The sequence below is a fragment of the Flavobacterium sp. CSZ genome (assembly GCF_015350725.1).
Taxonomy (GTDB): domain Bacteria; phylum Bacteroidota; class Bacteroidia; order Flavobacteriales; family Flavobacteriaceae; genus Flavobacterium.
This window is the reverse complement of sequence record NZ_JADKPQ010000033.1, coordinates 20,391-44,004: the sequence shown is the minus strand read 5'-3', so window position 1 is coordinate 44,004 and position 23,614 is coordinate 20,391. Positions and strand designations below refer to the sequence as shown.

Annotated in this window: 15 protein-coding genes; 5 read left to right on the top strand and 10 right to left on the bottom strand. The window is 35.0% G+C overall.

The features are described from left to right. Positions 1–131: 131 nt before the first annotated feature. Positions 132–512 (bottom strand): transposase, encoded by a 381-nt coding sequence (locus IRZ78_RS26295; protein WP_255552390.1) that lies wholly within the window; start codon positions 510–512, stop codon positions 132–134. After that, positions 478–684, bottom strand: a complete 207-nt coding sequence (locus tag IRZ78_RS26390) for a transposase (RefSeq protein WP_194620125.1) — start codon at positions 682–684, stop codon at positions 478–480. Before IRZ78_RS26390 ends, IRZ78_RS26295 begins: the two co-directional genes overlap by 35 nt. A gap of 610 nt (positions 685–1,294) precedes the next feature. On the opposite strand from IRZ78_RS26390, the gene IRZ78_RS25015 reads away from it, so the two are divergent. Beyond that, a complete protein-coding gene (locus IRZ78_RS25015; RefSeq protein ID WP_194620116.1) occupies positions 1,295–2,461 on the top strand; it encodes a serine hydrolase domain-containing protein in 1,167 nt (388 codons plus the stop codon). Between the two features lie 834 nt (positions 2,462–3,295). After that, positions 3,296–3,592 carry a hypothetical protein gene (locus IRZ78_RS25010; RefSeq protein ID WP_194620114.1) on the top strand — a complete coding sequence of 99 codons (297 nt, stop codon included), beginning with the start codon at positions 3,296–3,298 and terminating at the stop codon, positions 3,590–3,592. A 397-nt stretch (positions 3,593–3,989) separates the two neighbouring features. Here IRZ78_RS25010 and rsgA read toward each other — a convergent pair whose 3' ends face one another. From rsgA to IRZ78_RS24985, 5 genes are all read right to left on the bottom strand, one after another. Continuing rightward, positions 3,990–5,042 carry a ribosome small subunit-dependent GTPase A gene (rsgA, locus tag IRZ78_RS25005; RefSeq protein WP_194620112.1) on the bottom strand — a complete coding sequence of 351 codons (1,053 nt, stop codon included), beginning with the start codon at positions 5,040–5,042 and terminating at the stop codon, positions 3,990–3,992. Positions 5,043–5,492: 450 nt separating this feature from the next. Next, entirely contained in the window at positions 5,493–6,251 is a 759-nt protein-coding gene (locus IRZ78_RS25000) for a glycosyl hydrolase (protein WP_194620110.1), read from the bottom strand. 328 nt (positions 6,252–6,579) lie between these two features. Continuing rightward, on the bottom strand, positions 6,580–6,951 hold the full coding sequence (locus IRZ78_RS24995) for a CAP domain-containing protein (protein WP_194620108.1): 372 nt from the start codon (positions 6,949–6,951) through the stop codon (positions 6,580–6,582). 250 nt (positions 6,952–7,201) lie between these two features. Further along, complete coding sequence (locus IRZ78_RS24990; protein WP_194620106.1) at positions 7,202–8,236, bottom strand: hypothetical protein; 1,035 nt, start codon at positions 8,234–8,236, stop codon at positions 7,202–7,204. 348 nt (positions 8,237–8,584) lie between these two features. Continuing rightward, on the bottom strand, positions 8,585–10,102 hold the full coding sequence (locus IRZ78_RS24985; protein ID WP_194620104.1) for an amidohydrolase family protein: 1,518 nt from the start codon (positions 10,100–10,102) through the stop codon (positions 8,585–8,587). A 421-nt stretch (positions 10,103–10,523) separates the two neighbouring features. Between IRZ78_RS24985 and IRZ78_RS24980 the strand changes: the two genes are divergently transcribed. From IRZ78_RS24980 to IRZ78_RS24970, 3 genes are all read left to right on the top strand, one after another. Next, entirely contained in the window at positions 10,524–14,522 is a 3,999-nt protein-coding gene (locus IRZ78_RS24980; protein ID WP_194620096.1) for a hybrid sensor histidine kinase/response regulator transcription factor, read from the top strand. Between the two features lie 168 nt (positions 14,523–14,690). Beyond that, positions 14,691–17,126 (top strand): TIM-barrel domain-containing protein, encoded by a 2,436-nt coding sequence (locus IRZ78_RS24975; protein ID WP_194620094.1) that lies wholly within the window; start codon positions 14,691–14,693, stop codon positions 17,124–17,126. 197 nt (positions 17,127–17,323) lie between these two features. After that, complete coding sequence (locus IRZ78_RS24970) at positions 17,324–17,695, top strand: helix-turn-helix transcriptional regulator (RefSeq protein WP_194620092.1); 372 nt, start codon at positions 17,324–17,326, stop codon at positions 17,693–17,695. A gap of 725 nt (positions 17,696–18,420) precedes the next feature. On the opposite strand, the gene IRZ78_RS24965 is transcribed toward IRZ78_RS24970, so the two are convergent. From IRZ78_RS24965 to IRZ78_RS24955, 3 genes are all read right to left on the bottom strand, one after another. Further along, positions 18,421–20,865, bottom strand: a complete 2,445-nt coding sequence (locus IRZ78_RS24965; protein ID WP_194620090.1) for a TonB-dependent receptor — start codon at positions 20,863–20,865, stop codon at positions 18,421–18,423. Between the two features lie 292 nt (positions 20,866–21,157). Then, the gene (locus tag IRZ78_RS24960) at positions 21,158–21,751 is read right to left on the bottom strand and encodes a hypothetical protein (RefSeq protein WP_194620088.1); all 594 of its coding nucleotides are present in this window, start codon (positions 21,749–21,751) and stop codon (positions 21,158–21,160) included. Between the two features lie 637 nt (positions 21,752–22,388). After that, positions 22,389–23,396, bottom strand: a complete 1,008-nt coding sequence (locus IRZ78_RS24955; protein ID WP_194620086.1) for an NAD-dependent epimerase/dehydratase family protein — start codon at positions 23,394–23,396, stop codon at positions 22,389–22,391. Positions 23,397–23,614 lie beyond the last annotated feature (218 nt).

Below are 23,614 nucleotides of genomic sequence, written 5' to 3'. Positions count from 1 at the left end.
AAAAATACTGCAGTTATGTAGCGAGCCGTGATAACGGATGGCCACGGAAATCTCAGGAGCAGTAAAAATTAAGCATAAATATTAGTTAGCCTAAAAAGGAAGTATTCTATATTTCTAACATCTCTGAATTTTCATCTGAATGCTTTTATTTTAGCATTGAATGATTCTGCAGAAGCATTTGTGCTTCTGTTGTCAAAATAATTCAATATGGTTTGATAATGATTCATAATGGTAGGAGAAATTGTACCGAAAGACTTAAACCCAGATTGATTTACTTTTTCATGCCATTTGGCTAATTTTGCAAAACCAATGATTTTGTCTTTTTTATTCTCAAAGATACTACGGAGCTCTTGAGTTAGACTATATCTTTTTGAATCAGGATATAATTCAAATAGTAACGCAGCACGTTCTATTTGCTTTGAAGTCCATTTCCATTTGGTTTTGTACAAGAAATAGCGGCTTCTGGCTAGTAATTGTTTAAGGGTATCCCATTTGAAGTGTTTTAGATTCAAAATTTACTTTTGATTTTTTGGCTTTTTCAATAACATCATTTTCCAGGTCGATAACTTCCCAACGATATTTAATGCTGATTTCCTGCAGGGCCTCTGTAGCTAGCTTTTGAACATGGAATCGGTCTGTAACGCTAGTAGCATTAGGAAAGCACTTTTTAGCTATCAATCCCATGTTTCCCGGAAAGGATAAACATACCGAATTACTTGCTCTCGTTTAAAAAATTGCTTACTATTCGCATTTTTACAATTTAATGGCATTTCGATCGAGTAATTTTACTTTCGGCAAAAATTGGAAAGTCAGAGTGGGCTCAAGTTAACACTTCCTCTATAAAGAAGCCACAAATGCAGCAGTTAATCCTAAATCCGGTAATTTTGAGAAAAAACAAAAATGAGCCAAGATGGATAGTTGTCAAAACCGAAAGCAACAAAGAGGTATCCAGGCTATTTTTTGACTTTGAGATGGAAATCTTCGAGTTGGAAGAATGCATAAAGATTAAATACGAAAATTGCGAACAGGTGCCCTCCATCTGCAGGCTGCTGGTGGATGCGAACATTGACATCTTGGAAATTTATCTTACTCACAGAATCTGAATATATTATATTTTGGATATATAATTCTAGTAATTTTAAATAACGTATGAATTATACGTTATTTGCTTAGGAAAAATTAAGGCAGCTTAATTAGTAGTATTGTAAGACTGCCCCGAAATGTAATTGTAAATATAAAAGTAGCAATATTAACGTGCCAAAATATTGCAACACATCTAAAAAACATAACTCAAATGAACCTCAGTAAACTTAATCATTTACTTATCACGTGTTGTATTGCAATTCTTTTTGCTTGCTCAACAAAACGTGACAAGACTGCAGCAAAAGAAAATAAAATCATAAAAGCAGATTTATTATCTATAGAGATTCAAAAATTAGGATTAGAATTTACCAGAAAGAACAATGTTCCCGGTATAGCTGTTGCTGTTATTCAAAATGGAAAAATCATATCGATTCAATGCATCGGTTATGCTGATGCGGCAACTAAAAAAAACATAACACCACAAACAATTTTTAATATTGGCTCAATTTCGAAGGTTGTATCCGCTTGGGGATTTATGCAACTTACTGAAAAAGGTCTTGTACAACTTGATGAGCCAATTAATCAATCTTTAACCCGTTGGCAACTGCCTAAATCCCAATACGATGTATCAAAAGTTACACTTCGACGCCTTCTCAGCCATACATCGGGTCTCTCCGTGCATGGATATGGCGGCTTTGAGCAAGGAACCAAATTATTAAGTTTAGAAGAATCCCTAAACGGAAAAACAAAAAGAAATGGAGAAAGTGTACATCTTATAAATGAGCCAGGAACAAAGTGGGACTATTCTGGGGGCGGTTACACTCTGGCGCAATTATTTCTTGAAGAAAAAACAAAGGAAAAATTTGCGGACTATATGAAAAAAAATGTATTCCAACCTTTGGGATTAGATGACACCTCTTATGAATGGACCGAAGGCATGAAAGCGAATTCTGCCACTGCGTACGACACGCTTGGAAATGCTATAAAAAACAGAATATTTACAGAACAAGCAGCAGCAGGATTACAAACATCGGTGCTGGACTTAGCACATTTTGCAGAGCTATCTATTACAACCGATTCTCGGAAGTTAAATAAAGTTTTACGGCCAGAGACAATACAATTGATGGAGCAACCTGTTTTTCCATATTCCAATGAAGGAGAAAGCGGTCTTGGATACCGATTCATGAATTATGAAGGTCTCCAAACAATTGGACATACTGGAGAAAACGTAGGCTGGAGTGCAGCAATGTTTTTACATTTACCCACCAAGAGCGGTATCGTGATGCTTTGCAATGGCTCCAACGGGGATCGTGTCTGGTTCCCAATCTATCAGAGCTGGGCAAAGACAATTAAGGCAAAGCAAACGCAGATCCACTGAAACATTAAAGCTGCTGGTAAAAAAAATAAAGAGTATTAGATAATCATAATCTACTCTATGTTATAGATAATAAAATTGAGTTTGTTTGATCTTATAAAAAATGGAATTAATACCACTTCACAAGATCTTTTTTTCATTAATCCTGTTTTGATTAAAATACCTCTGGCTCTCAAAATTGATTATACCCTCCAAGGGAAGTTCCAGAATGAGAGCCAGCTGTTCGAGTTTCTCCAGACTCAGGCTTGTTATAACCGGGTATAAGAACTCTTTTAAATCCCTTTGTTTTTTGATTTTTACCAATGTATTGTCTTATTGATGGTTATTATTTTGAAATAAAAAAACTTATAAATCGATCTCTAAGGTATATAATTGTTTAAAATGAGTTAGTTATTTTTTATTTAGATATACTATTTTTAACTTTAATAAAAAGTATTTGTATACAGAGTAAAACTTTTAATTTATTTGAAACGGACTCCATGTTCATGCTCAGAATTATAACAAGAGTTATAGTTTAGAAGACTTAACTGCAATTGGAAGTTGTATTTGAATTGATCATTATTCTGAGAAAGTAGCTATAGATGAGGAACGGGAAAACCAGGCAAAGTTTTTAGATGCCTTGATAAGATTAAACGATATAGGTTTAATCTTTTTAAATTCATCCCAAGATAAAAGTTCTATTAGTCTTAAAGGTTTAATTGCAGTTAATAGTGCGTTTTTTTTAAACTAATTTATCTTTGCTAATTAAAAATGATTGGATCAGGACTGTTGGTACTCTTTGATCTTATCGAGTTTTATGTTGCATTGTATTTTTTTTATATAAACTATCTTTATGTCATGGAAAGTAAGATTGATCAAATGCTCTTAACTTACGGACTGAGTCAAGAACAGAGTATTTTACCCCTGTTAGATGATTTTGAGCAACAAGAAATCAGGGAATATTGCTGGAAAATATTACGTCTTTATCCTGATCTGAAAAAAGAAGATTGGATTATTGGTATTGAAGGAGGAGATTTTATTTACAGTTTTGAGGGTAATTATATTTTTATTACAGACGATATCTGGAATTTTGATTTGATTGCCAAAGAGCCGGTTTTGGCACTATTGGCAGAGAAAATCAAAGTCTTACATTAATTTTTTTTTTTACTATTAATGTAGCTTGATAAAAAAGGTTTTTGAAATTCCCAGCCAAGAAAAATATCGCACTTTATCCCAATACAAGGTGTCCCTGTTCCCCCACAATTTTATGGAGCTTTGAAGATATTGACTTAATAGTGATAGATCATGTCTTTGTATATGATCATCAATTTGGAGTAGATATCCCATTAGGATTTATGGGAAAATTCATTTAATTCTAAAAATTATTTTGCAAAATGTAATCAGATGATTTGTAATTTATTTAGCTAAAAGAAAAAGGAACAGCCTTACCTTTTTGTGGCTAAAAAGTATTCGCTTCTAGGCACAAAGAGTATTTATTATAATACAGGTGTTCCAACAAATAGTGAAACACCTGTACTGAATAATAGAAAGATCAACGTTTTTTTATTCTCTTAGCCTCTTGTGAAATTTTAGCAAAAGATTTATCTCTTTGGCGTTTTTCATGTTCAGAACTAGAAAAATGCCATGACTCTTTTCGCAATTTAAGATAACTATTGTACACTTGCGGCTCTATGAGACCATTGTTTACAGCTTGGAGAACTGCACAGCCGGGTTCTTCAAGATGCATACAATTCTCAAAACGACAAGATTCTGCAAAATCAGAAACATCGAATATATCTTCTAATGTCTGGGAATTGTCTGAGGCTAAACCAAATTCTCTAACCCCTGGTGTATCTATTAAAATACCACTATGCTTCATAAGCACCATTTCTCTGCGGATTGACGTATGTCGGCCTTTACCGGAGGATTTACTTATTTCAGATGTAAAAAATACTGTGCGTTCACACAAGGCATTGATTAAAGAACTTTTTCCAACTCCTGATGATCCTACAAATACAATCGATTCTCCCGGCCTTATAAATGCTTGCAAAGGAAGTATTGTTTCAGGGGATAGAATACTTGTAAAAAAGATCGGTATTTGGTCCTTAAGATGTTTTAGAGATTCCTCTACATAATGGCGATTAAACTCCAAATCAGATTTAGTGAGGACCAATATTGGTTGAATATTTTCCTCTACAACCTGAACCATAAAGCGTTCGGTTCGGCGAACGCTGAAATTGGCATCAAGGCTTTGTACAATAAAAGCCTTGTTTAGATGGGATGCAATAGCTTGTCTGTCAGATATTGTACTGCTCCTTCTTCGGTATAATGTATGTTTACGTGGTAGAATATCAACGATTATTGCTTTGTTATTATCAAAAGGTTGAAAAATAACCCAATCGCCTGTACAGGGAAGTTCAAATGCTGACTTTCCATAAAGCACATTACCTGCCAATTCGCACAAGAGCCGACCACTCTGCGCAATGACCTCATAATTGGTTTTATTTACTGCGGCAACACGACCATGGAAAAGATGTTTGTACTGTGATGCTTGTTTGAGTTGAAACAGAGTATCGTTCCAACCATATAATGATAAGTTATTCACTGTTTATTAATTTAAAATGATGAAATAAAATTGCTTAATCCTGTATCATCCAAGTGGTTTGCTCCATAGAAATCATCTTTGGTAATACGGAAACTACCAAACTAATGATTCAAGAAACAAGAACACCCGGAATTAGGCAATCATTCCAATCGTTAAACTATAATATGTGAATAGTTGTTTTTGCATAAGCCACAAAGATATAAAAAAAAATAATTCAAAACTTTAACTCTTTATTTACTAGCTATTGATGATAAAATTGCAGTAGTAGAAAGAGGGTAGCTTTTTTGATACCCTCTTTAAATGCGTCGTCTTTCTCCCTATAGTTGAACCAATATTTTGCAATGCACAGCAGAGATTTTCAATTTAAATTGATCATGCTCATGTGAAATTAATTAGCATAAATATCGTTAAATAACAAATGAGTTTAAGATTGCTTTTATCTTATATAGATTAATTACTAGTTACAGAATAACTATTACAAGTAAAGTTTGATCCATTTCCGTTTGTACCGTAGCAGGATGAGATTTCAAATCCATATTGTATGTCTCCAACAGTAACGTTACCAAACCATCCTTTATTTTTTATCCAATTATAGATTGCTTTTGCATCTATTGTGCCACTGTTGGTTTTGGTTGTACGCAAAAATGAATAAACATTATTAGATCCATTATTTCCACGGAATACATTCCAGGTATGTCCTCCTATGCTTTGGTTTGTGTATACCGGAACAGAAGCGCCAGTTGATGAATAATTATAAGAAATTGGTTTTACATTTCCCGAACCATCGGAATTTCCTGTGTAATTTAACCACAGCATTATTTCATTGGCTTTATTGCTATCCCAAAGATCATAAGCTGAAACCCAAGCTCCTCCACTAGGGGTAGTTGCATTAAAGCTGGTTGTAAGAGTATTGATTGTACTTAACACCTTACCTACATATTTGGTTGAATTGGGGTATGATTTAATACCGGCTGAATTGGGGTGGTTTGCCCAAATACCCCAATTACTGTAATTATTTGCCCATATGGACTGGCTTGCTGCGCCAGAGCCCCATATGTTATTATAAACGGTATAACCGCCATTTGACCAACTAGCATATTGATCAGATGATGACCATGCAGCTTTAACTTCTGATTCATTGCTTAATTCACTTGTTTCGCAACCCATAAACATTAGGCTTAATACTACAAATAAAATTGTTTTTTTCATGAGATTTTAATTTAAGGTTAAATGATTAGTTATGCTAATTTATTAATAATTAAGTATTTACCTTGTTTTTTATTGATCTGCAAGTGTATTTTTAAATTATAATTAGAAAAAACAGATTATAACGTTTTAAAATTCAAATATATTTTCAAGTTATGGTTAAAAAGACTATATGTAAAATAAAAAAATGAGAATAATATAATTTGTAAAATATAAAAACAGACTTATTCTCATTATAGTGAGAATAAATCTGTTTTTTTGTATTTATTTGTTGAAGAAAAAAAATGTTTGTTGTGAGATAGCAATAACAAAGCTGCAGAAGGAAATTAGTTTACTTACCTAAATTTACTACCCATATATTTCCTGATTTTCCCACACCCATTTCTACATAATTACTACTCATCATAGCCTTGCAATGGTCTTCGCTATTTTTCCAGCCCATTACAACCTGGAAAGAAGTACTGTAATTGCGAGCAATTACTTCGCCTACATATTTTCCGGTATATCCGACAGCTGCTGCTCTTTGTATAGGACTTGTACCTTCAGGTGATATATGGGAGAAATAATTACGATCACTCATATCTTTAGCATAATTGAAGGCTGTTTTTGTCAATAATGAATTGCTTACCAATGCAGATACAGCAGGCATATTATCGTTTCCGCATTTACATCCCGCTGTTCTAAGTTTATTTATTTCAATCAAAACAGAGTCGTTAAGGGGTGTCTTGTCAATGGGAGTATCATTATCACTATTACAGGATATAAATAATAAGCAAGTCAAAAAAATATAAATAACACACTTTAGAGACATAATCGATTATTTAAGGGCAAGGTATAAAGATTTTTTAATTATTGTTTTAAGATTTCCCCAAAGTTAAGGATCATTATTTTTCTTATAGATATTTCACTCAAAAAGGTATTTTTTTTTAGTTTTTATTAAAGATAGGAAATCTTTAATAAAAGCGGTAGGTCACCTCCAGGATGCGGTCCTCAAAGTATTGGGACATCTTAGCTGTATCGGATTTTCTTTGTATTGTTTTTAGAAAACCTCTTTTGTCATAAGACATTATCAGTTCGCTTACTTTTTGCCCACTCCATATATCCTCCATCAGCACAAGATTCTTATCTTTATTATAACTGTATTGTTCGTTTTTAGGCTCCATGTTGTTTGGTGAATCAGAAAGAGTGGAAAGAAAGCCTTCATTGAAGTGATATAACTCAGATGGAGTAGTTTTATCAGCACAGCCATTATGAAGAAACAAGGCGACAGGGAGCCCGCTTAAATAGTAATAAGTCTTTTTTTGATAACAGGTATCCGCATTGTCATTCTTCTTTAAAAAATCAAAGTATTCTGTACGCTCTTCCACTTCAAATTTATTTTCAATGTAATGGCGATATTGCCATGAAGAAAACTCGTTTTGGGTGATCATCTCATTGAAGAGGCTTTCATCTGGCAAGGTACCACCTATGACCATTTTGTCTAAGCCAGGAACGGCTTGCCCGAGCCAATCGCTATTTTGGGATCTATTGGGCATTTTGGAGTTCAATGAAAAAATCAGGATTTTATCAATTCTGTTTTTCTCATCATATTGATAAGAGCTAATCCTTACCACACCATCTCGATAATCAATTCTTGCTTTTTTATCTATCAGCCCTTTTGGATTGTAATAGTATCTTGTGTAAAAGGTGGTATCTGTACTTTCTTTCTCGTATCGTATGTTGGTTATGCTCACCATCTGGCCCTTTGGGTTAAAATCATAAGTATAATTTATGCCATTCGGGCCATTATTTTTAAGGACAATGCTTTTTACTTTATTGTTTGTGATAAAAACAGGATTGAAAGGAAAGACTGTTTTTGTAAAATAATTTTCTTCTTCAAAAGGAACAGGAATATAAAAAGGTACCCTCTGTGCTTTGACATGAACTATTGTAAAGCAGATAAAAAGACCCGTTAAAAAAGAAATAAATTTATATTTTGAGTTTATCATAATTTGTTTAGCTATATATAGTTGAAGATAATATATAGCAAAAATAATAAGGTTTTATTTAACTTTTACAGCATTGTTTTTTCTCAACACTTAATCCCTGTCCATAGATCAATAAGTGGGATATCCATTTTTGCTCCTATGCTAATTATAGTACATCAAAAGTTTTATTTTTCAAAAGATGTTCTTGAAGTGTTGTTGTTTGTTTGCATTTAAGATCTTAATGGAATTTACCCTTATTTGATTAATCAAACAGAGACAACATTATTTAATAGATTTTATACCACAGGATATAATAAATTAAACACGACTTTAGATCAGTTTTAAAGACCTTAAAAGCTCCCTTTGAAATTATAAGTATTGGTCAATTTTTATATTTCTGTTTTCATTGTTTGCATCTTCTATAGCTTTTAAAATAGTTTTAATTTGGATTTTATTGATCGTATATTGATCAAAAAACACATATTCAATAGTCTTAGTGTTTTTGATATCTTCTAATGGATTTCCTGCCAGTAGCACTAAATCAGAATGATATCCTATTTTTATTTTTCCTGTATTACTTTTCATCCAGTTACCTGGTGCAACAGTTGCTGAATATAATACCTGAGAATTAGTCATTCCAGCTTTAGACAAAGATTCTAATTCACTGTGAAGTGAAAACCCGGGCACAACAGTTGCTACATTGCTGTCTGTTCCTGCCATAATGGTAACTTTATGATCCACTAATGCCTTTGTCATGATATGAATTGCCTGGACATACGTATTCCAAAAGGTCTGTGATAATTTTTTGGCAGCATAATTATTTTTCCCGTCATATTCATATCCATTTGTACCTGGCAACCATCCCATTTTGTAAAGTATGGTTCCTTCCATAATTTTGGGGTTAACATACTGTAGTTTGATGTCTTTGAGCTTTGATTTTAAGTAAAACCTTTGCTCTGGAAAACTTTCGCATAACCAAACCGTTGACGTAACACTAATTTTATTCTCTTTGAGTCTTTTTGCAATTTGATCTGAGTGCATTTTTAAATATTTGAGGTACTCTTGCGGGTTTTTAGATATTGATTTTCCAAATTCGTCAATGGTTTTTATAGTTATTTCTTCGATATGAGCAATCTCACCCTGACCTGATGGATAAAAATTTTCTAAGTTAACTAATGGTATGTGACCAATAACTTTAAGATTATGCTTCTTAGCAATGTCTATTGTTGTTTGGAACATTTCTGTATTTACAAAACCATACATTTTAACCGCATCGTAGCCCTGTTCACTTATTTGTGATATTGCTTTCTCAGCATCATTTGCATTTGAATAATTAATGGCCTGCCTAGTCCAGCTGTAATAATAACCCGTTAATCCACTCTCACTAAATATAGGAGGAGATGCAATAAACATTCCGGGTCCAATACCATTTTTTTGTATTGATTTTCTCCATTCTAAAATCAGAGGACTTCCGGCCATTTCTCTAACATAGGTAACGCCATTAACCAGATATAAAAACAAATCATTTTTGCTTTCTTTTAAATGAACATGACTATCGACCAGACCTGGAATAAGAAACTTATTTTCACCATCAATAATTCTAGCTGTACTATCGAGTAGTTGATTTTTACCTAATTGAGTTATTATGCCGTTTTTTATTATTACATCTTGATTTTTTATAAAATAGCTGCAATCCTCAGAAAGTATATTGACGTTTTTTATTTGAGTTGTTTCAGCAGGTCTTAGTATTGAAGAAATATTTATAACTTTTGTTGACCTGCCCAGGACTTTATTTAATTCATTATCTGCCCATATAAAGGCAGCGATAAAAATGACAAACAATAGTAATGTAACATATAGCAATTTTCGAAACCATAGCTTTTTCATAAATTATTTAATTTAGATTCAGCAGGCAAACTAAAAGCAAAAATATCCGTATTTGGCATCTAATGAAGCATTAGGTACGAAATGTATCGTTTTAGGTATGAAAAATCTAAAGGCCATAAATGCTGTTTATAATCTTCATGGCTAGTTTTCTAATTCTTGAATTGTCTTGATAAGTTCTTTTGTGAGAAACAATATTTTGTCTCCATCTTGAGTTTATATTGATTTATCCCCAAGGTAAATTAGCTAAGGTTATTATTCTTACAAAAGTTTCTATTTTCAATTTAGAAAGAAAAATCATCCATTTTAATTATCCACCTATTAAAAAACTGATGTTCATTTGATCCATAATATCATTATTAAAATTAGAGAGTATATTTACAACTCGATGTTAGTATTTTTTATAGATGCAACCTTTAAATAAATGACAAAATTATTATTTAAATTTTTGTGGCAGAGTCTGAGAAAAGAAAACGGCATTTTGCGAGTCTCTGCCCATGGATATTTTTTTCTTTGCACCATCTTTTTTTCTTGCAGTAGTAAAGTTTTCCCACAAGATCTTTTATTCTCTGCAATGGAAAACAGACATCAGCTCAATGAAGAGAAAATCAGGAATTTTATTGAACTCCAGGATGGGAGAATAGGTGTTTTTACCGAGGGAATGCTTAACTTATATGATGGAGCAGATTTTAAGACAATAGAAATTGACGATGATAATTCCGCTGCTCTTATCTCCTATAGGGGATTTCATCACAGTTATGCAGAGAAGAATCGCATTTGGTTCAAGCATAAAGGGGAGATCAGCCTGATTAATCTCTCTAAAGAAAGGAGCCAAGCCGATCCAATTAAAACGCTGCGTTTTTTAGGATTTAAAGGCACTCCGGTGGATTTATTTGTTGATGAGAAAAAAGATATATGGGTGGTAAATGACTTGGGCGAACTGCTTTGTTACAAGCAGGATTCTAAAGAAGTGGTCTGCTTTTTAAAGAGCATTTTTATAAAGGGAAGCCCTGATGAACTGCTTTATGATCTTGTTGCCGATCAAAATAAGGTATATTTAATTTATAAATCAGGATTAGTGCGTTGTTTTGACCGCTTGACCTCAAAAGAGATTTACAAAGTATCTATTGTAAAGGATGCTTTGGGTGATTTTAATGATTGGAATCATACGACAAGGGTCGGTAAATATCTATATGTTGTCAGGTCGGGAATCGCAAAAGGACAATTGATCCGATTTAATACCCAGACCAAAGAGTCAGTGGTCTTATTACAAAGCCATACTTATTGGCTTAACACTTTTGCCGCGAATAAGAATGGGGATTTTATCATTAGCTGCAGCAAAGGACTTTGGAACTTTAGATCGGGCAGTACTCTGGGTAGGTTTTATCCAGAGCTGAATTTAAAAGAGAAAAACAAGATAAAGACCGAGGTAAGTACTGTTTTATTTGATTATCAGGGAGGGCTTTGGATAGGAACATTAAACAAGGGAATTTATTATCATCATCCGGATCGTTCCCGTTTTAAATATTATCAAAAAAGTAATTTTAACTTAAAGGACAATAAGGAATTCCAGGTCAATTGTTTTGAACAAACTCCCGGTGGTAAATTGCTGATCGGTACCAGTGAGGGGCTCTATATAGCCGAACTTCCTCTCAATGATACCAAATCATTCCAGGTTGTACTCTCCCAATTGCATTGTTATTCTCTCTTAAAGGATTCTGCGGGTCAAATATGGATTTCCACCAGTAAGGGACTATATGTACAGGGCAGAGATGGCCTTATAAAGCAATATACAAAACAATTGACCAATTGCGCCTATCAAAGTACTCAGGGAGAAATTTTTATCTGCACTGAGACTGGAATTTTTAAGTGGAATAAATCTTTGGAGTCTTTTGGTCTTTCCTTTTTGATGCATTCTCCCCCCGATGTATTTCAAATTACCCAGTGGAATAATCAATTGATTGGTATTTGCTCCAATGGGCCTTTTATGATGGATATGGCAGGGGATAAAATTATCATGCCTTTGGTAAAAGGGCATAAGAGAATGTCCATGTTTAGCCAGAAGAATCATAAATACAGTTGTCTTTTATCTGACTCTGAGAAGGATTTGTGGCTAGGGACTTATAACGGCCTTACCATTTGGGACCATAAAAATCAAAAGTTATATGAATTAAATACCGATAAGGGGTTAGTAAACAATAGCATTAAGGCGATAGTGCAAGACATTGATCGTTCATTTTGGGTTACCACCTCACGCGGGGTGAGTCATATCATTAAAAAAAGAACAGCAAAGGGACTTAGTTTTAGAATTGTAAATTATGATAAATTTACCGGAGTGCTCGAATATCCATTTACGGACTGCTCAGCGCTTATTTCTTCAAAAAACGGATTGTTTATCGGGGGAATAGACGGTATGAATAATCTAGAGAGAAATCATGCCATAGACACTCAATATGTGCTTAATCCCATATTATGTAATTTCAAATTGTTTGGTAAAAACTTGACAAGTGGCCAGATGATAAACCAGGAGATTGTTTTAAATAATGCCATCGCATCAACCGATACCTTACGGCTGAAGCACAATCAAAACTTTTTTAGCATCGGGTTTTCCGGACTCAATTATATCAATGAATCCCGCACGTATTTCAGATATAAACTCGAGCATATTGACCCCAATTGGCGCAGTGAGAATTCTGTCTCAGGGGTAGGGGAAGCCAGTTATACCAATTTAGCTCCGGGTCGCTATCTTTTTATGGTTAAGGCCAGCTCTGATGGTCTGCACTGGCCTGGAAGAGTGAAAAATCTTTTAATTATCATCGAGCCTCCTATATGGAATACCACTCTTGCCAGAGTACTTTATTTGGTATTATTAGGTTTGGGGATTGCTTTAATTTCTAAGGCTCTTATAAAGCGTAATGCCCGGGTGCGCAAAAAACAGCAGGATTATGCCGTAGAGAGGGCAAAGTCTGATTTTATAACCAATATGAGTCATGAGTTGCGTACCCCCCTTACCCTTATCATAACACCCTTAAAATCGCTGCTTGCAAGGGTGGAAGATCAGAAAATAAAAAAAGAACTCCTGCAAATCAGCTCCAGTAGCGACCTTTTACTGGATACTGTCAATCAGTTGCTTGATTTTAAAAAAATAGATACAGGAGAAGAAATATTACATCGCAATTTTTATGATAGTCTTTCATTTATCACTGAATTGTGTAAAGCCTACCAGCCACTGGCAGAGGAAAAAGAAATTGACTTTACCTGGGATATCGACCCGCAAAACGATGATTTGTATCTGGACAGGCAAAAAATTACCAGAATAGTAATTAACCTGCTTTCTAATGCTTTTAAATTTACAGGCTCGGGCGGCTGGGTTAAATTCTCGGCAGTAATTGAGAGTAAGGATAAAATTATGGTCATTTTGGTAGAAGATTCAGGCATTGGAATCTCTCCAATAGAGATAGATAATATTTTTAATCGTTTCTATCAGGCAGACAATCAAAACAGGGGATCCGCTGGCAGTGGTATAGGACTCTACATGGTGAAATATTACGCAGCAATGCATGGCGGATGGGTCAGGGTAAGGAGTAACCCAGGGCAGGGAACTTGTTTTAAGGTACTATTACCCGTTGGTAAAGAAACACAATTGACCTCTTTTAAAGAAGGGAAAGAATCAGTAAGAAAAAATATACTTATTGTTGAGGATCACATTCTTTTTAGAGGGTATCTGCTCGATGCATTGAAAAAGTATTATAATGTGATTACAGCCCATGATGGGCAAGAAGGTTTAAAGAAAGCCATTATGCATCTTCCGGATCTTATCGTAACAGATATGATGATGCCCCAAATGGATGGCCCGCAATTGAGTCAATCGATTCGAAATACGATCGCGGTGAGTCACATTCCCATTATTATGCTTACCGGAAGAAGCTCTGATGAGGCCCGCTTTGAAGGTTATAGTGCTGGAATTGATGCTTATATGGTAAAGCCCTTTGATATTAATTTGCTGGTGCTGCGAATTGATAAACTACTGGAGATAAACGAGACCAGAAGAAAAATGTTCAGCAATAAAAAGGAAGTGCAAGTAAATGCCTTGACCGATAATCCCATTGACCAGGAGTTTTTAAAACGAGCTTTTGAGTGTGTTTTGGATAATTTGTCAAATTCTGATTATACCGTAGAGAAGTTCAGTGAGGATATGAATATGGACCGTACTGGTTTATATCGAAAACTTATGGCCCTTACGGATCATTCTCCCACCAATTTTATCCGTAGTCTGCGGTTAAAAAAAGCAGCTGAATTATTACTAGATAAAAAACTCACCATTGCCGATGTATCGGATCAGGTAGGTTTTAATAGTATTTCTTATTTTACCAAATGCTTTCATGATACCTTTGGTAAAACACCCAGCCAGAGCAGGGAGTGAAATTTTTCCATGTAATAAATTGATTTTTTTAAGGTATTGATTATTAATGCTTTGTAGTAGATTTCTCTCTGATTTCAACATGAGTTATAATTATTTCAACATAGTTTAAAGGAGGTAAAAATTACAAAAGTTATTTTTATTGGACTATAACTATTTAACTCAATTGAAATGAAAATTATCTACTCCTTATGCACTGTGTTGCTTTTTTGCCTTCACAGTAATGGGCAGAAATTCCAGAAAACCATTCAGGGAATCACCACTATGGCCAATGGCCATAACATAGAAATACAGTTTTACAGCCCTACTATTGTCAGGGTTATTAAATCTCCGGTAAAGAATTTTTCAAAAGAAAGTCTCTCGGTGGTTTTAAAGCCTTCTAAAACTGCTTTTAGTGTCAAGACTAGTGGCAATAGTATCTTTTTAAAGTCAGATCAATTAAGCGTTAGTGTAAATACTGTTTCAGGAGATGTAGCATTTGCAGCCTTTGAAAATGAATTATTAAAAGAAAAACCCCAAGGAACCAATTTTGAACCTTTTGATGATACAGGAGTAAAGACCTTTACAGTGACACAATCTTTTATTTTAGATAAAGAGGAACCTATTTATGGTTTGGGACAGCATCAAAGAGGAGATTTAAACCAAAGGAACCAAAAATATCACCTCGAGCAGGGTAATGTGGATGATGCGGTGACTTTTTTTCAATCCATAAAAGGCTACGGACTTTATTGGGATAACTATTCTCCAACAGAATTTACAGATGACTCCAATCAAACTTCGTTTAAATCTATTGTGGGAGATGCTGTGGACTATTATTTCATGTACGGAGGCAATGCAGATGGGGTAATTGGAAAAATGCGCGAATTAACTGGACAAGTACCAATGTTTCCTTTATGGACCTATGGCTTTTGGCAGAGTAAAGAGCGATACAAAAGTCAGAATGAATTGGTAGAAGTAGTTAAAAAGTATAGAGAGTTATCAGTACCCCTTGATGGAATCATACAAGACTGGCAGTATTGGGGCAACAATTATCTATGGAATGCAATGGAGTTTTTGAATCCGGAATATTCAGATCCCAAAAAAATGGTGGATCAGGTTCATGATCTTAATGCCCATATGATTATCTCGATTTGGTCTTCCTTTGGTCCGCAGACAAAGCCTTATAAAGAAATGGATCAAAAGGGAATGTTATTTAATATTAAAACCTGGCCGGAATCTGGTTCAGAGATATGGCCTCCAAATGCGGATTATCCCTCAGGGGTTAGGGTATATGACCCTTACAATCCTGAGGCGAGAGATATTTACTGGAAATATGCCAATAAGGGACTATTTTCTCAGGGAATTGACGGCTGGTGGATGGATTCCACAGAACCCGATCACTTTGAGGCAAAACCAGCAGATTATGATACAAAGACCTATCTGGGATCTTTTAGAAAAGTGCGAAATGCATATCCTTTAATGACTGTAGGTGGAGTGTACGAGAATCAGCGCAAAACCACATCAGAGAAGCGTGTATTTATTTTAACCCGATCTGCCTTTGCAGGCCAACAGCGCTACGGGGCCAATACATGGTCTGGTGATACGGGCTCGAGCTGGGAAACCCTTCGCAATCAGATTCCGGCTGGTCTGAATTTTACCCTTACAGGCATACCGCATTGGAATTCAGATATAGGAGGTTTTTTTGCAGGAGCCTACAAGCAAGAATGGAATGCGAAATCAGGAGCCCAAAATCCTCTTTACCAGGAACTCTACGTGCGTTGGATTCAGTTTGGTACTTTTAATTCCATGATGCGTTCTCATGGCACAGACGTTCCAAGGGAGATTTATAATTTTGGTATAAAAGGTGAGCCGATCTATGATGCCATAGAGAAATTTATTAATCTTCGTTATGCGCTTCTTCCTTATATTTATTCCACATCATGGGAAGTTAGCAGCAGGCAGTCGAGTTTTATGCGGGCATTGTTTATGGATTTTCCAACCGATAAAAAAGGATGGGATCGAAAAGATGAGTTTATGTTTGGCAAATCAATTTTGGTAGCTCCGGTGGTCCACGCACAGTATACTCCCGAGAAAATAGTAAAAGTTAACGAATCAACGGGCTGGGAGCAGCAAGGAGATAAAAAAAACACAGATAAAACAACAGTAGACTTCAGGGCTGAGAAGTCCAGAAATGTATATCTTCCCGCTGGTACAAATTGGTATGACTTCTGGACCAATGAGAAAATTAAAGGCGGTCAGCAAATTGAGCGAAAAACCACCATTGACATGCTGCCTCTCTATGTAAGGGAAGGAGCAATTATTCCCTTAGGTCCCAAAGTGCAATTTGCAACCCAGCAAAAGTGGGACAACTTGGAGATAAAAGTATACCCGGGTAAAGATGGCTCCTTTGTGCTTTATGAGGATGAGTTTGACAATTACAATTATGAGAAAGGATTGTATTGCGAAATTGAATTTTCCTGGAATGAGGCCTCAAAAAAGTTAACGATTTCCAATAGGAAAGGACAATATAAAGGAATGCTAAACAGCAGAAAATTTACCGTTATAATGCCAGATGGAACCACCAGGATTATTAATTACAATGGTAAGAAAGTGCAGGAGCGATTTTAATGATAATTCATTAGAGTTTTTTTCTAATACTTTACCCGGTTATATAGATCCGGGAAACAGGACATTTATTGCCTGATGGGGGGCTAGGGGAGCAAGCTTTTGGCCACTCGCGGCTCTTTGCACTGCTATGCAGGGTTATTTTATGAATTTGCGCTAGATGATGTAGTTTGAAATGTAAACTTATAAAACCAATTCAAATGCCGGGAAAAATAAACGAAAATATAAAAAGCATCAGGGAACTCAAAGACTACACCCAGGAATATATGGCCTTAAGACTTAATATTACCCAGGCGGGCTATAGTAAAATTGAAAAAGGCACCATAGCGCTGAGTTGCGATAAATTAGAAGAGATCGTCTCTATATTTGAAATGGATCTCATTAGCATTATAGGCTTTGAAAGGGGACTTTATTTTAAGAGCGATTACCTAAAGTCCAAGTCACCTGTAGGGCAGGATAATCTTTCTAATATTGAGGTGCTCTACAGGGATAAAATTGCCCTTCTGGAGAGACTACTGGATCAAACCGATAAGGAACTTAAAAATTACAAGGATAGATATGGAGGTCTTTAAATATTGTCTTTTGCAGGTTTTCTCTAAGTCATCCCGCTGAGGATAAAAAAGCAAGTAGAGACTCAGTGCAAGGGGTGTTGAAATGTTTCTATGCAAGGGGGACTTGATAACTAAATGGTTTTGCTGCCTTTATGATGGACATTATTGTTAATTATTACCCTGAGTTATATTTTATATCCTCTGCAAGAGCCTTATAAGGTTAAAGTGCCGTAGTATTGCAAAGTGGGCTTCACTTTTTCTATACATCGGAAAAGGTTTTGGGATTTGCCCTATTTTAAGTTTGATAGGAGAAGTTAATAATATAATAAAATCAATTGTATGGTTAACCCTGGTTCGGATTTGATTTTAATTGGCATTGCTCTTGCCTACGGATACTATGTCACGATGATAAAAAAGAACAAAAGGTAGCTGGATTACATCCTTACCCTTTAATAGAACAGATAGAAGCATAAAATGGAAGATTATGTTTTTATGGACAGCCGTCTTGTATTTCATGCAAGGCGGTTTTTTTTTGGGCTATGCCGTTCTTTTTTCTGATCGGTTTTGTTTTTGGATATACCAGGGGTAAGGCATAATTCTTTCTGATACCCCATTACAATTAAATTCCGCTCTCTGAAATAATCCTGCAAGTTTGCCTCATTCATTACTTGGGTAACCCCTTAAGGGGTGCCATAAAAAAACATTAGCCCGGAGAGAACCGGGCTAATAATGCAATAAAGCATGTGCTAAAATGAGTATCCTAAGGTTAAGAGCCAGTTGGAAGGCGCACCAGGAAACAAACGGATATAATCGTAACCTCCAACCCAGTAGGTTTTATTGGTTAGGTTGTTTGCGTTGAGCTGAATTTTAAATTTATTGATATTGTAGTACAAGGCTGCGTTATACAAGGTGTAACCAGGAATGGTCTGTGTTATTGTCTGGCTTAAATTACGTGTGGTAACAAAATTGGTTCCAAAACCAAGACCAAAATCTTTTAAAGCGCCATCTGTAAAGTTATAACGTGTCCAGACATTTCCTTGTTGTTTTGGTGTATTTGGTTTTTGCCTGTCTATCTCAGATGCTTCAGGACTCTCTGTAATAGCTGCTTGATTGTATGAGTAAGCCGCAGAAATACTCCAGTTACGTGTAATACTTCCGTTTACATCAATTTCAATACCTTTTGATTCTTCCTCTCCAATAGCTCTCATCAAGTCTGGGTTTATAGCATCGTTGGCCGGGTATAGCGTGTTTTTCTGCTGAATTTTAAATAAAGCCACAGTGACAAAGAGTTTTTCCTTAAACCAGGAAGACTTTGCTCCAAACTCCACCATATTGCTCTCCAAGGGATCAAAAGGCCCGCCCGCATTTGGGTTTGATAAAGAAGAGGCGGTCTGTGGATTGTATCCCTTTACGTAAGTTCCGTATAAATTAATGTTTGGGTTAAGGGTGTAGGTAAGTCCAAAACGAGGAAGGAAAGAATGTTGTTTTACTTTCTTTTCTGTTGCTTTTTTATAATTTTCCTTATCGGTATACTCATCGTAACGAATTCCAATTAAGGCCTGAAAAGCGCCAAATTTAATATGATCCTGAAGATAAATTCCGTACAATGAATAATAAGTTGGGTCAAAGGGACGAGCTGAATAAAAATATTTGCTCATGTCTTTTAATTGCTGTGATGCCGATGGATTTGTCAGGTCAAAGTGCGCCACATTGGGAACTGGATTTCCTTTTGAATCCAGTAGGTAAAGATTCTTTTTTGCCGGATCATAACTAGCAATTGATCCGTTATTTGCCGCATTTCTATAACCAGTTGCCTGTAATTGAGAACCTCCGGAGGGAACCTGCTCCTGGGCATAATCATAACCTGCAATTAAATTATGATCCAGAGCTCCCGTTTTGGCCTGATATTTAAAAAAAGCAGAAAGATTATCAATATAACGTTTACGTTTACGCTGGAAAACCTGCATTTCAATTGCAGTTGGGATAGTAGATCCATCCCCGGCTGATGCATATTTATTAGCACCGCGGTGTTCGAGAAGATCTTCTGTATAACCGGTACGAATGTAAGAAGTCGAAAACGATAAACGATCTGTAAACTGGTGATTTAATGAAGTGGTAACAATATAGGTTTCTTCATTTAAATAATCATTGGTAGAATTCAGTGAGTTGGAAGTTTTAGTGGAGAATAAATTATTCTCATAGGTGGATTGTCCGCGGTCCAAGATACTTTTTGAACCCGTATAAATCAAGTCAAAGTTTACACTTGTTTTCTCATTTGGAAGAAACGACAGGGAAGGAGCAATGACAATATTTTTATCGAATTGTAAATCCCTAAATGAATTTGCATTTTCATAGCCTAAATTCAAACGGTATAAAAGGGATTTGTCTTGTGTTAAAGGCCCTGTGAAATCGGCTAAAGCTCTTAGGGTATTGAAACTTCCTGTAGAAAAACTTACGCTGTTTGCCGGCTGATCCAAAGGCTTTTTAGTGACTCTGTTTAAAACTCCTCCCGGAGAGGCATTACCAAACAAAGCCGATGAAGGGCCTTTTAAAACTTCAACACGCTCCAGGTAATTGGCAAGGGGTTGTTTCCAGAATCCGGTAGAGGTTCTCATTCCGTTGAGCAGCTGGGTATTGCTTCCTCCGTTAATTCTAAATCCTCGAATCGAAATATCATCATAAAAAGTAAACTGGCTAACCCCGCTGAAGTTTTTTACTATTTCGCCTACCCGGATCGAACCCTGGTCTGCGATTAACTCTTTTGTTGCGTATGAAACAGCTTGCGGAAGATCTTTTAAAGCGATTTCGGTTTTGGCCCCAATAAAAGATTTGGTGTTCTTGTATGATTTCTCTTTTCGTCCGGTAATCTCTACAGTCTGTAAAGTATTGATGTTTTCCTGTAAAACAATGGAAAGGTCTAGGTTCTCACCCTCATGGAGTTCAAGAGTTTTTTGCTCAACAGAAAAACCCATTGCAGAGAAATACACTGTATAATTTCCTGATGCGAGGTTGGTGAATTCAAAGTTTCCTTTCTCATCAGAGGTGGTATTTTTTTTAAGGCTTTTAATAGATACAGAAGCATAAGATATAGCTTCATTATTCTGCGAGACGATCTTTCCTGTAATTGTAGCATTTTGCGCCTGGCTAAGGTTAAAAAAAGCCAACAGCAAAAATAAGTAAGTGAATTTCATGGCGGTTATTTATATTTTAGGCTGCAAATTTATATTTATTTAGATTAAATACAAATTAAAATAAACAAAATTACTCATTGATCCAGATGCTTCCCAAATTTTTGCAGTACTTCTTTTATCTACTGGAATCTCCCGTATACCAATATAATTTCCACAATAAAACGGGACTATCTAGATACTGGAAATGGTAATAACTTCATTTTTCATGGTAAGGGTTTACGCACTCGGGTGAGTGAAAGTAAGATTAATTTTAAATTTTATAAGACAAATTCAGAATGAGATAATTTAAATTTCAGGAATTCTTTACATTTAAGAAATCTAAAACTTTTGGGGAAACTCTCAAATCAGATCTAAACTTTAAAATACCCTTTATGAAATGTGTTTTTAATTCTTTTGCATTGCCTATTGAAAATGAAGTATTAAATATAAGGGCTTTATAAAGTATTGTCTGGGTAGCCTTATCGAAATAATAAACACAAATATCATCTGCTACATCTTCACCCTGAGATAAAACCACATCATAATTCTTTAGATCGGGATTTGGGTATAAAGATTTAAAAGTTAGGGATTCAATAATTATCTCATCATTACAATGATGCAAACCATTTTGATCAACTATTACTTTGGTGATTTTGTTTTTTCGGTTAATAATTATATCCTTTAAAACGAAATACACCAAAAAAGATAAGAGAACTACTGCTAGCAGCAGAGAAGAAATTTTAAATTCGGCAGATAATTTTCTAGATTCAAAAATAATTATCTCCAAATTAATTATTGCAAAAATTGTACTTACAAAAATAAATACTCCTACTGCCTTTGCTATAAAAGTTATTTTTTTTGATTTTAATGATTCTATTTTTGAAAACTCATTATTGTGAAAATCCATTTTTTGTCAGAATTGAGAAATGAAACATTAGAGTTGTTGGATCAAATTTAAGAAAGATAAATTTATTTTTTAGTTTTTTGACATTCTCTCGCCTTAAAAGTTAAGTTTTATATTTTTTTTATTAATCAATATCAAAGCTCATTAAAATGGGAAGTCTCTATTCCCGGAGGTAGTAAATTCAAATCTTGAAGAGATAATTGAAAATATGTGCAGGTCAGGTTGATCCACTAAAGAGAGCAACATTGGGTGTATAAGTCTAGAGGATTAATGCAAGATACATGAAAAAAAAGCAGATTATTTGGAAATAGTTGCAGAATGTATGAGACCTATATTACAAGTAAAGCACAAAGATGTATTGGTAATTTGTTAAATATTTTTAGTAGTAAATTAGTTTTTTTTTGTATTTTAGTATGTGATATTTTTAAGAAGATATAGTTTCTGGATTTTTTATGGTGAAATTTATAGAAACTAAATAGTAGCTTCTTAAAATACTAATTGCTAAAAAGATGCACCGGAGTGATGCATCTTTTTTTGTACCATTCCAACAGTGGCAAAATTGGAAAGACAGATTCTTTAAGTATTCTTTAGTTGCAACTTGCACAAAATCCATATTAATCACATAGTGGTCTTACCGGTTTTAATGGTTTTTGTTTTCTTGTAAATACAACATGGCTTCTTTGACTGCTTGTATGGAGTTTTTTGGATTAAAACCCAACTCAGTCCTTGCTTTTGAGATGTCGAAGTTTTGTTGAAGTCCTGAAAACATCGCGATATCTTTTACACTCAATAAAGGGGCTTTTCCATTGATCTTACTGCCAATTTCCATAAACCAGGCAATTATAAATAATATTGGTTTTGGAACTGCCATAGGAAGTTTTATTTTCAAATCCGGAAATAACTCGCGGGCCAGTTGTGTTGTTTCTTTTATGGAAATACATTTTTCATTTGCCAAGATATAACGTTCGCCATTTTTTCCTTTTGTTGCCGCTAGATAACAACCTTGAGCAACGTCTTTTACATCAATCCAATTTAAAGTGATGTTAGTCTCAACAGGTATTTGCTTTTCAAGAATTAAAGAAATAATATTATAAGAAACACTTAAAGGTTTGAAAGCCGTACTGCCAATCATGGCAGATGGTAAAACGGCAACCAATTCTATATTATGCTTTCTAGCCAATTCAAAAGCTAGTTTTTCCCCGTCATTTTTTGAATTGTAGTACATATCCCTACGGTCAGGATTCTGTCCATAACTTTCTTTAGTGGGGAGCTTGGAATAGTTTAAAGCTGCAATAGAACTTACGTACACAATTCTCTTTACGCCTGCTTCTGCTGCGGCTTCAACAATATTTTTTGTGCCTAGAATATTGACATCATAAATTTCTTTTTTGGGGTCTTTGGCCCAAAGTTTAAAGACCGCTCCAACTGCGTAAAATATCTCGACACCTTGCAGGGCGTTTACTAAGGACTGTTTGTGGGAAATATCAGATTCTACGACTTCACAATTTAAACCAGTAAAGGGTTCTTTGTTTTTGATGTTGCGAACCGAAGCTCTTACCGGGATGCCTTTGTTGATAAGTAATCTTACTAGGTTGTTGCCAAGATGCCCATTTGCTCCTGTAACTAATGCTAAATTTTTCTGTGCCATTTTATTTGTTTTTATTACGGCACAAAATTGGGAGATGATTTTTTTAAAATACTTCGCAAATGTTACTTAATTATTTGCTTTCTAATTCTGCTCAACCGCTTTGGGTTCATTCCTAAATCAAGCAATGTATGGAAGAGGAACATTATAAAGGAGAATAATAGAGCACAGTTGCTTTTAGACGGTTTTAATTTTATCCTATTTTGGATGCACTTAATCTT

What these genes read in the sequence shown, in the direction of transcription:
- IRZ78_RS26390 (WP_194620125.1), bottom strand. Translation starts at nt 684, where the DNA reads ATGGGATTGATAGCTAAAAAGTGCTTTCCTAATGCTACTAGCGTTACA.
- IRZ78_RS25015 (WP_194620116.1), top strand. Translation starts at nt 1,295, where the DNA reads ATGAACCTCAGTAAACTTAATCATTTACTTATCACGTGTTGTATTGCA.
- IRZ78_RS25010 (WP_194620114.1), top strand. Translation starts at nt 3,296, where the DNA reads ATGGAAAGTAAGATTGATCAAATGCTCTTAACTTACGGACTGAGTCAA.
- IRZ78_RS25000 (WP_194620110.1), bottom strand. Translation starts at nt 6,251, where the DNA reads ATGAAAAAAACAATTTTATTTGTAGTATTAAGCCTAATGTTTATGGGT.
- IRZ78_RS24990 (WP_194620106.1), bottom strand. Translation starts at nt 8,236, where the DNA reads ATGATAAACTCAAAATATAAATTTATTTCTTTTTTAACGGGTCTTTTT.
- IRZ78_RS24985 (WP_194620104.1), bottom strand. Translation starts at nt 10,102, where the DNA reads ATGAAAAAGCTATGGTTTCGAAAATTGCTATATGTTACATTACTATTG.
- IRZ78_RS24980 (WP_194620096.1), top strand. Translation starts at nt 10,524, where the DNA reads ATGACAAAATTATTATTTAAATTTTTGTGGCAGAGTCTGAGAAAAGAA.
- IRZ78_RS24975 (WP_194620094.1), top strand. Translation starts at nt 14,691, where the DNA reads ATGAAAATTATCTACTCCTTATGCACTGTGTTGCTTTTTTGCCTTCAC.
- IRZ78_RS24970 (WP_194620092.1), top strand. Translation starts at nt 17,324, where the DNA reads ATGCCGGGAAAAATAAACGAAAATATAAAAAGCATCAGGGAACTCAAA.
- IRZ78_RS24965 (WP_194620090.1), bottom strand. Translation starts at nt 20,865, where the DNA reads ATGAAATTCACTTACTTATTTTTGCTGTTGGCTTTTTTTAACCTTAGC.
- IRZ78_RS24960 (WP_194620088.1), bottom strand. Translation starts at nt 21,751, where the DNA reads ATGGATTTTCACAATAATGAGTTTTCAAAAATAGAATCATTAAAATCA.
- IRZ78_RS24955 (WP_194620086.1), bottom strand. Translation starts at nt 23,396, where the DNA reads ATGGCACAGAAAAATTTAGCATTAGTTACAGGAGCAAATGGGCATCTT.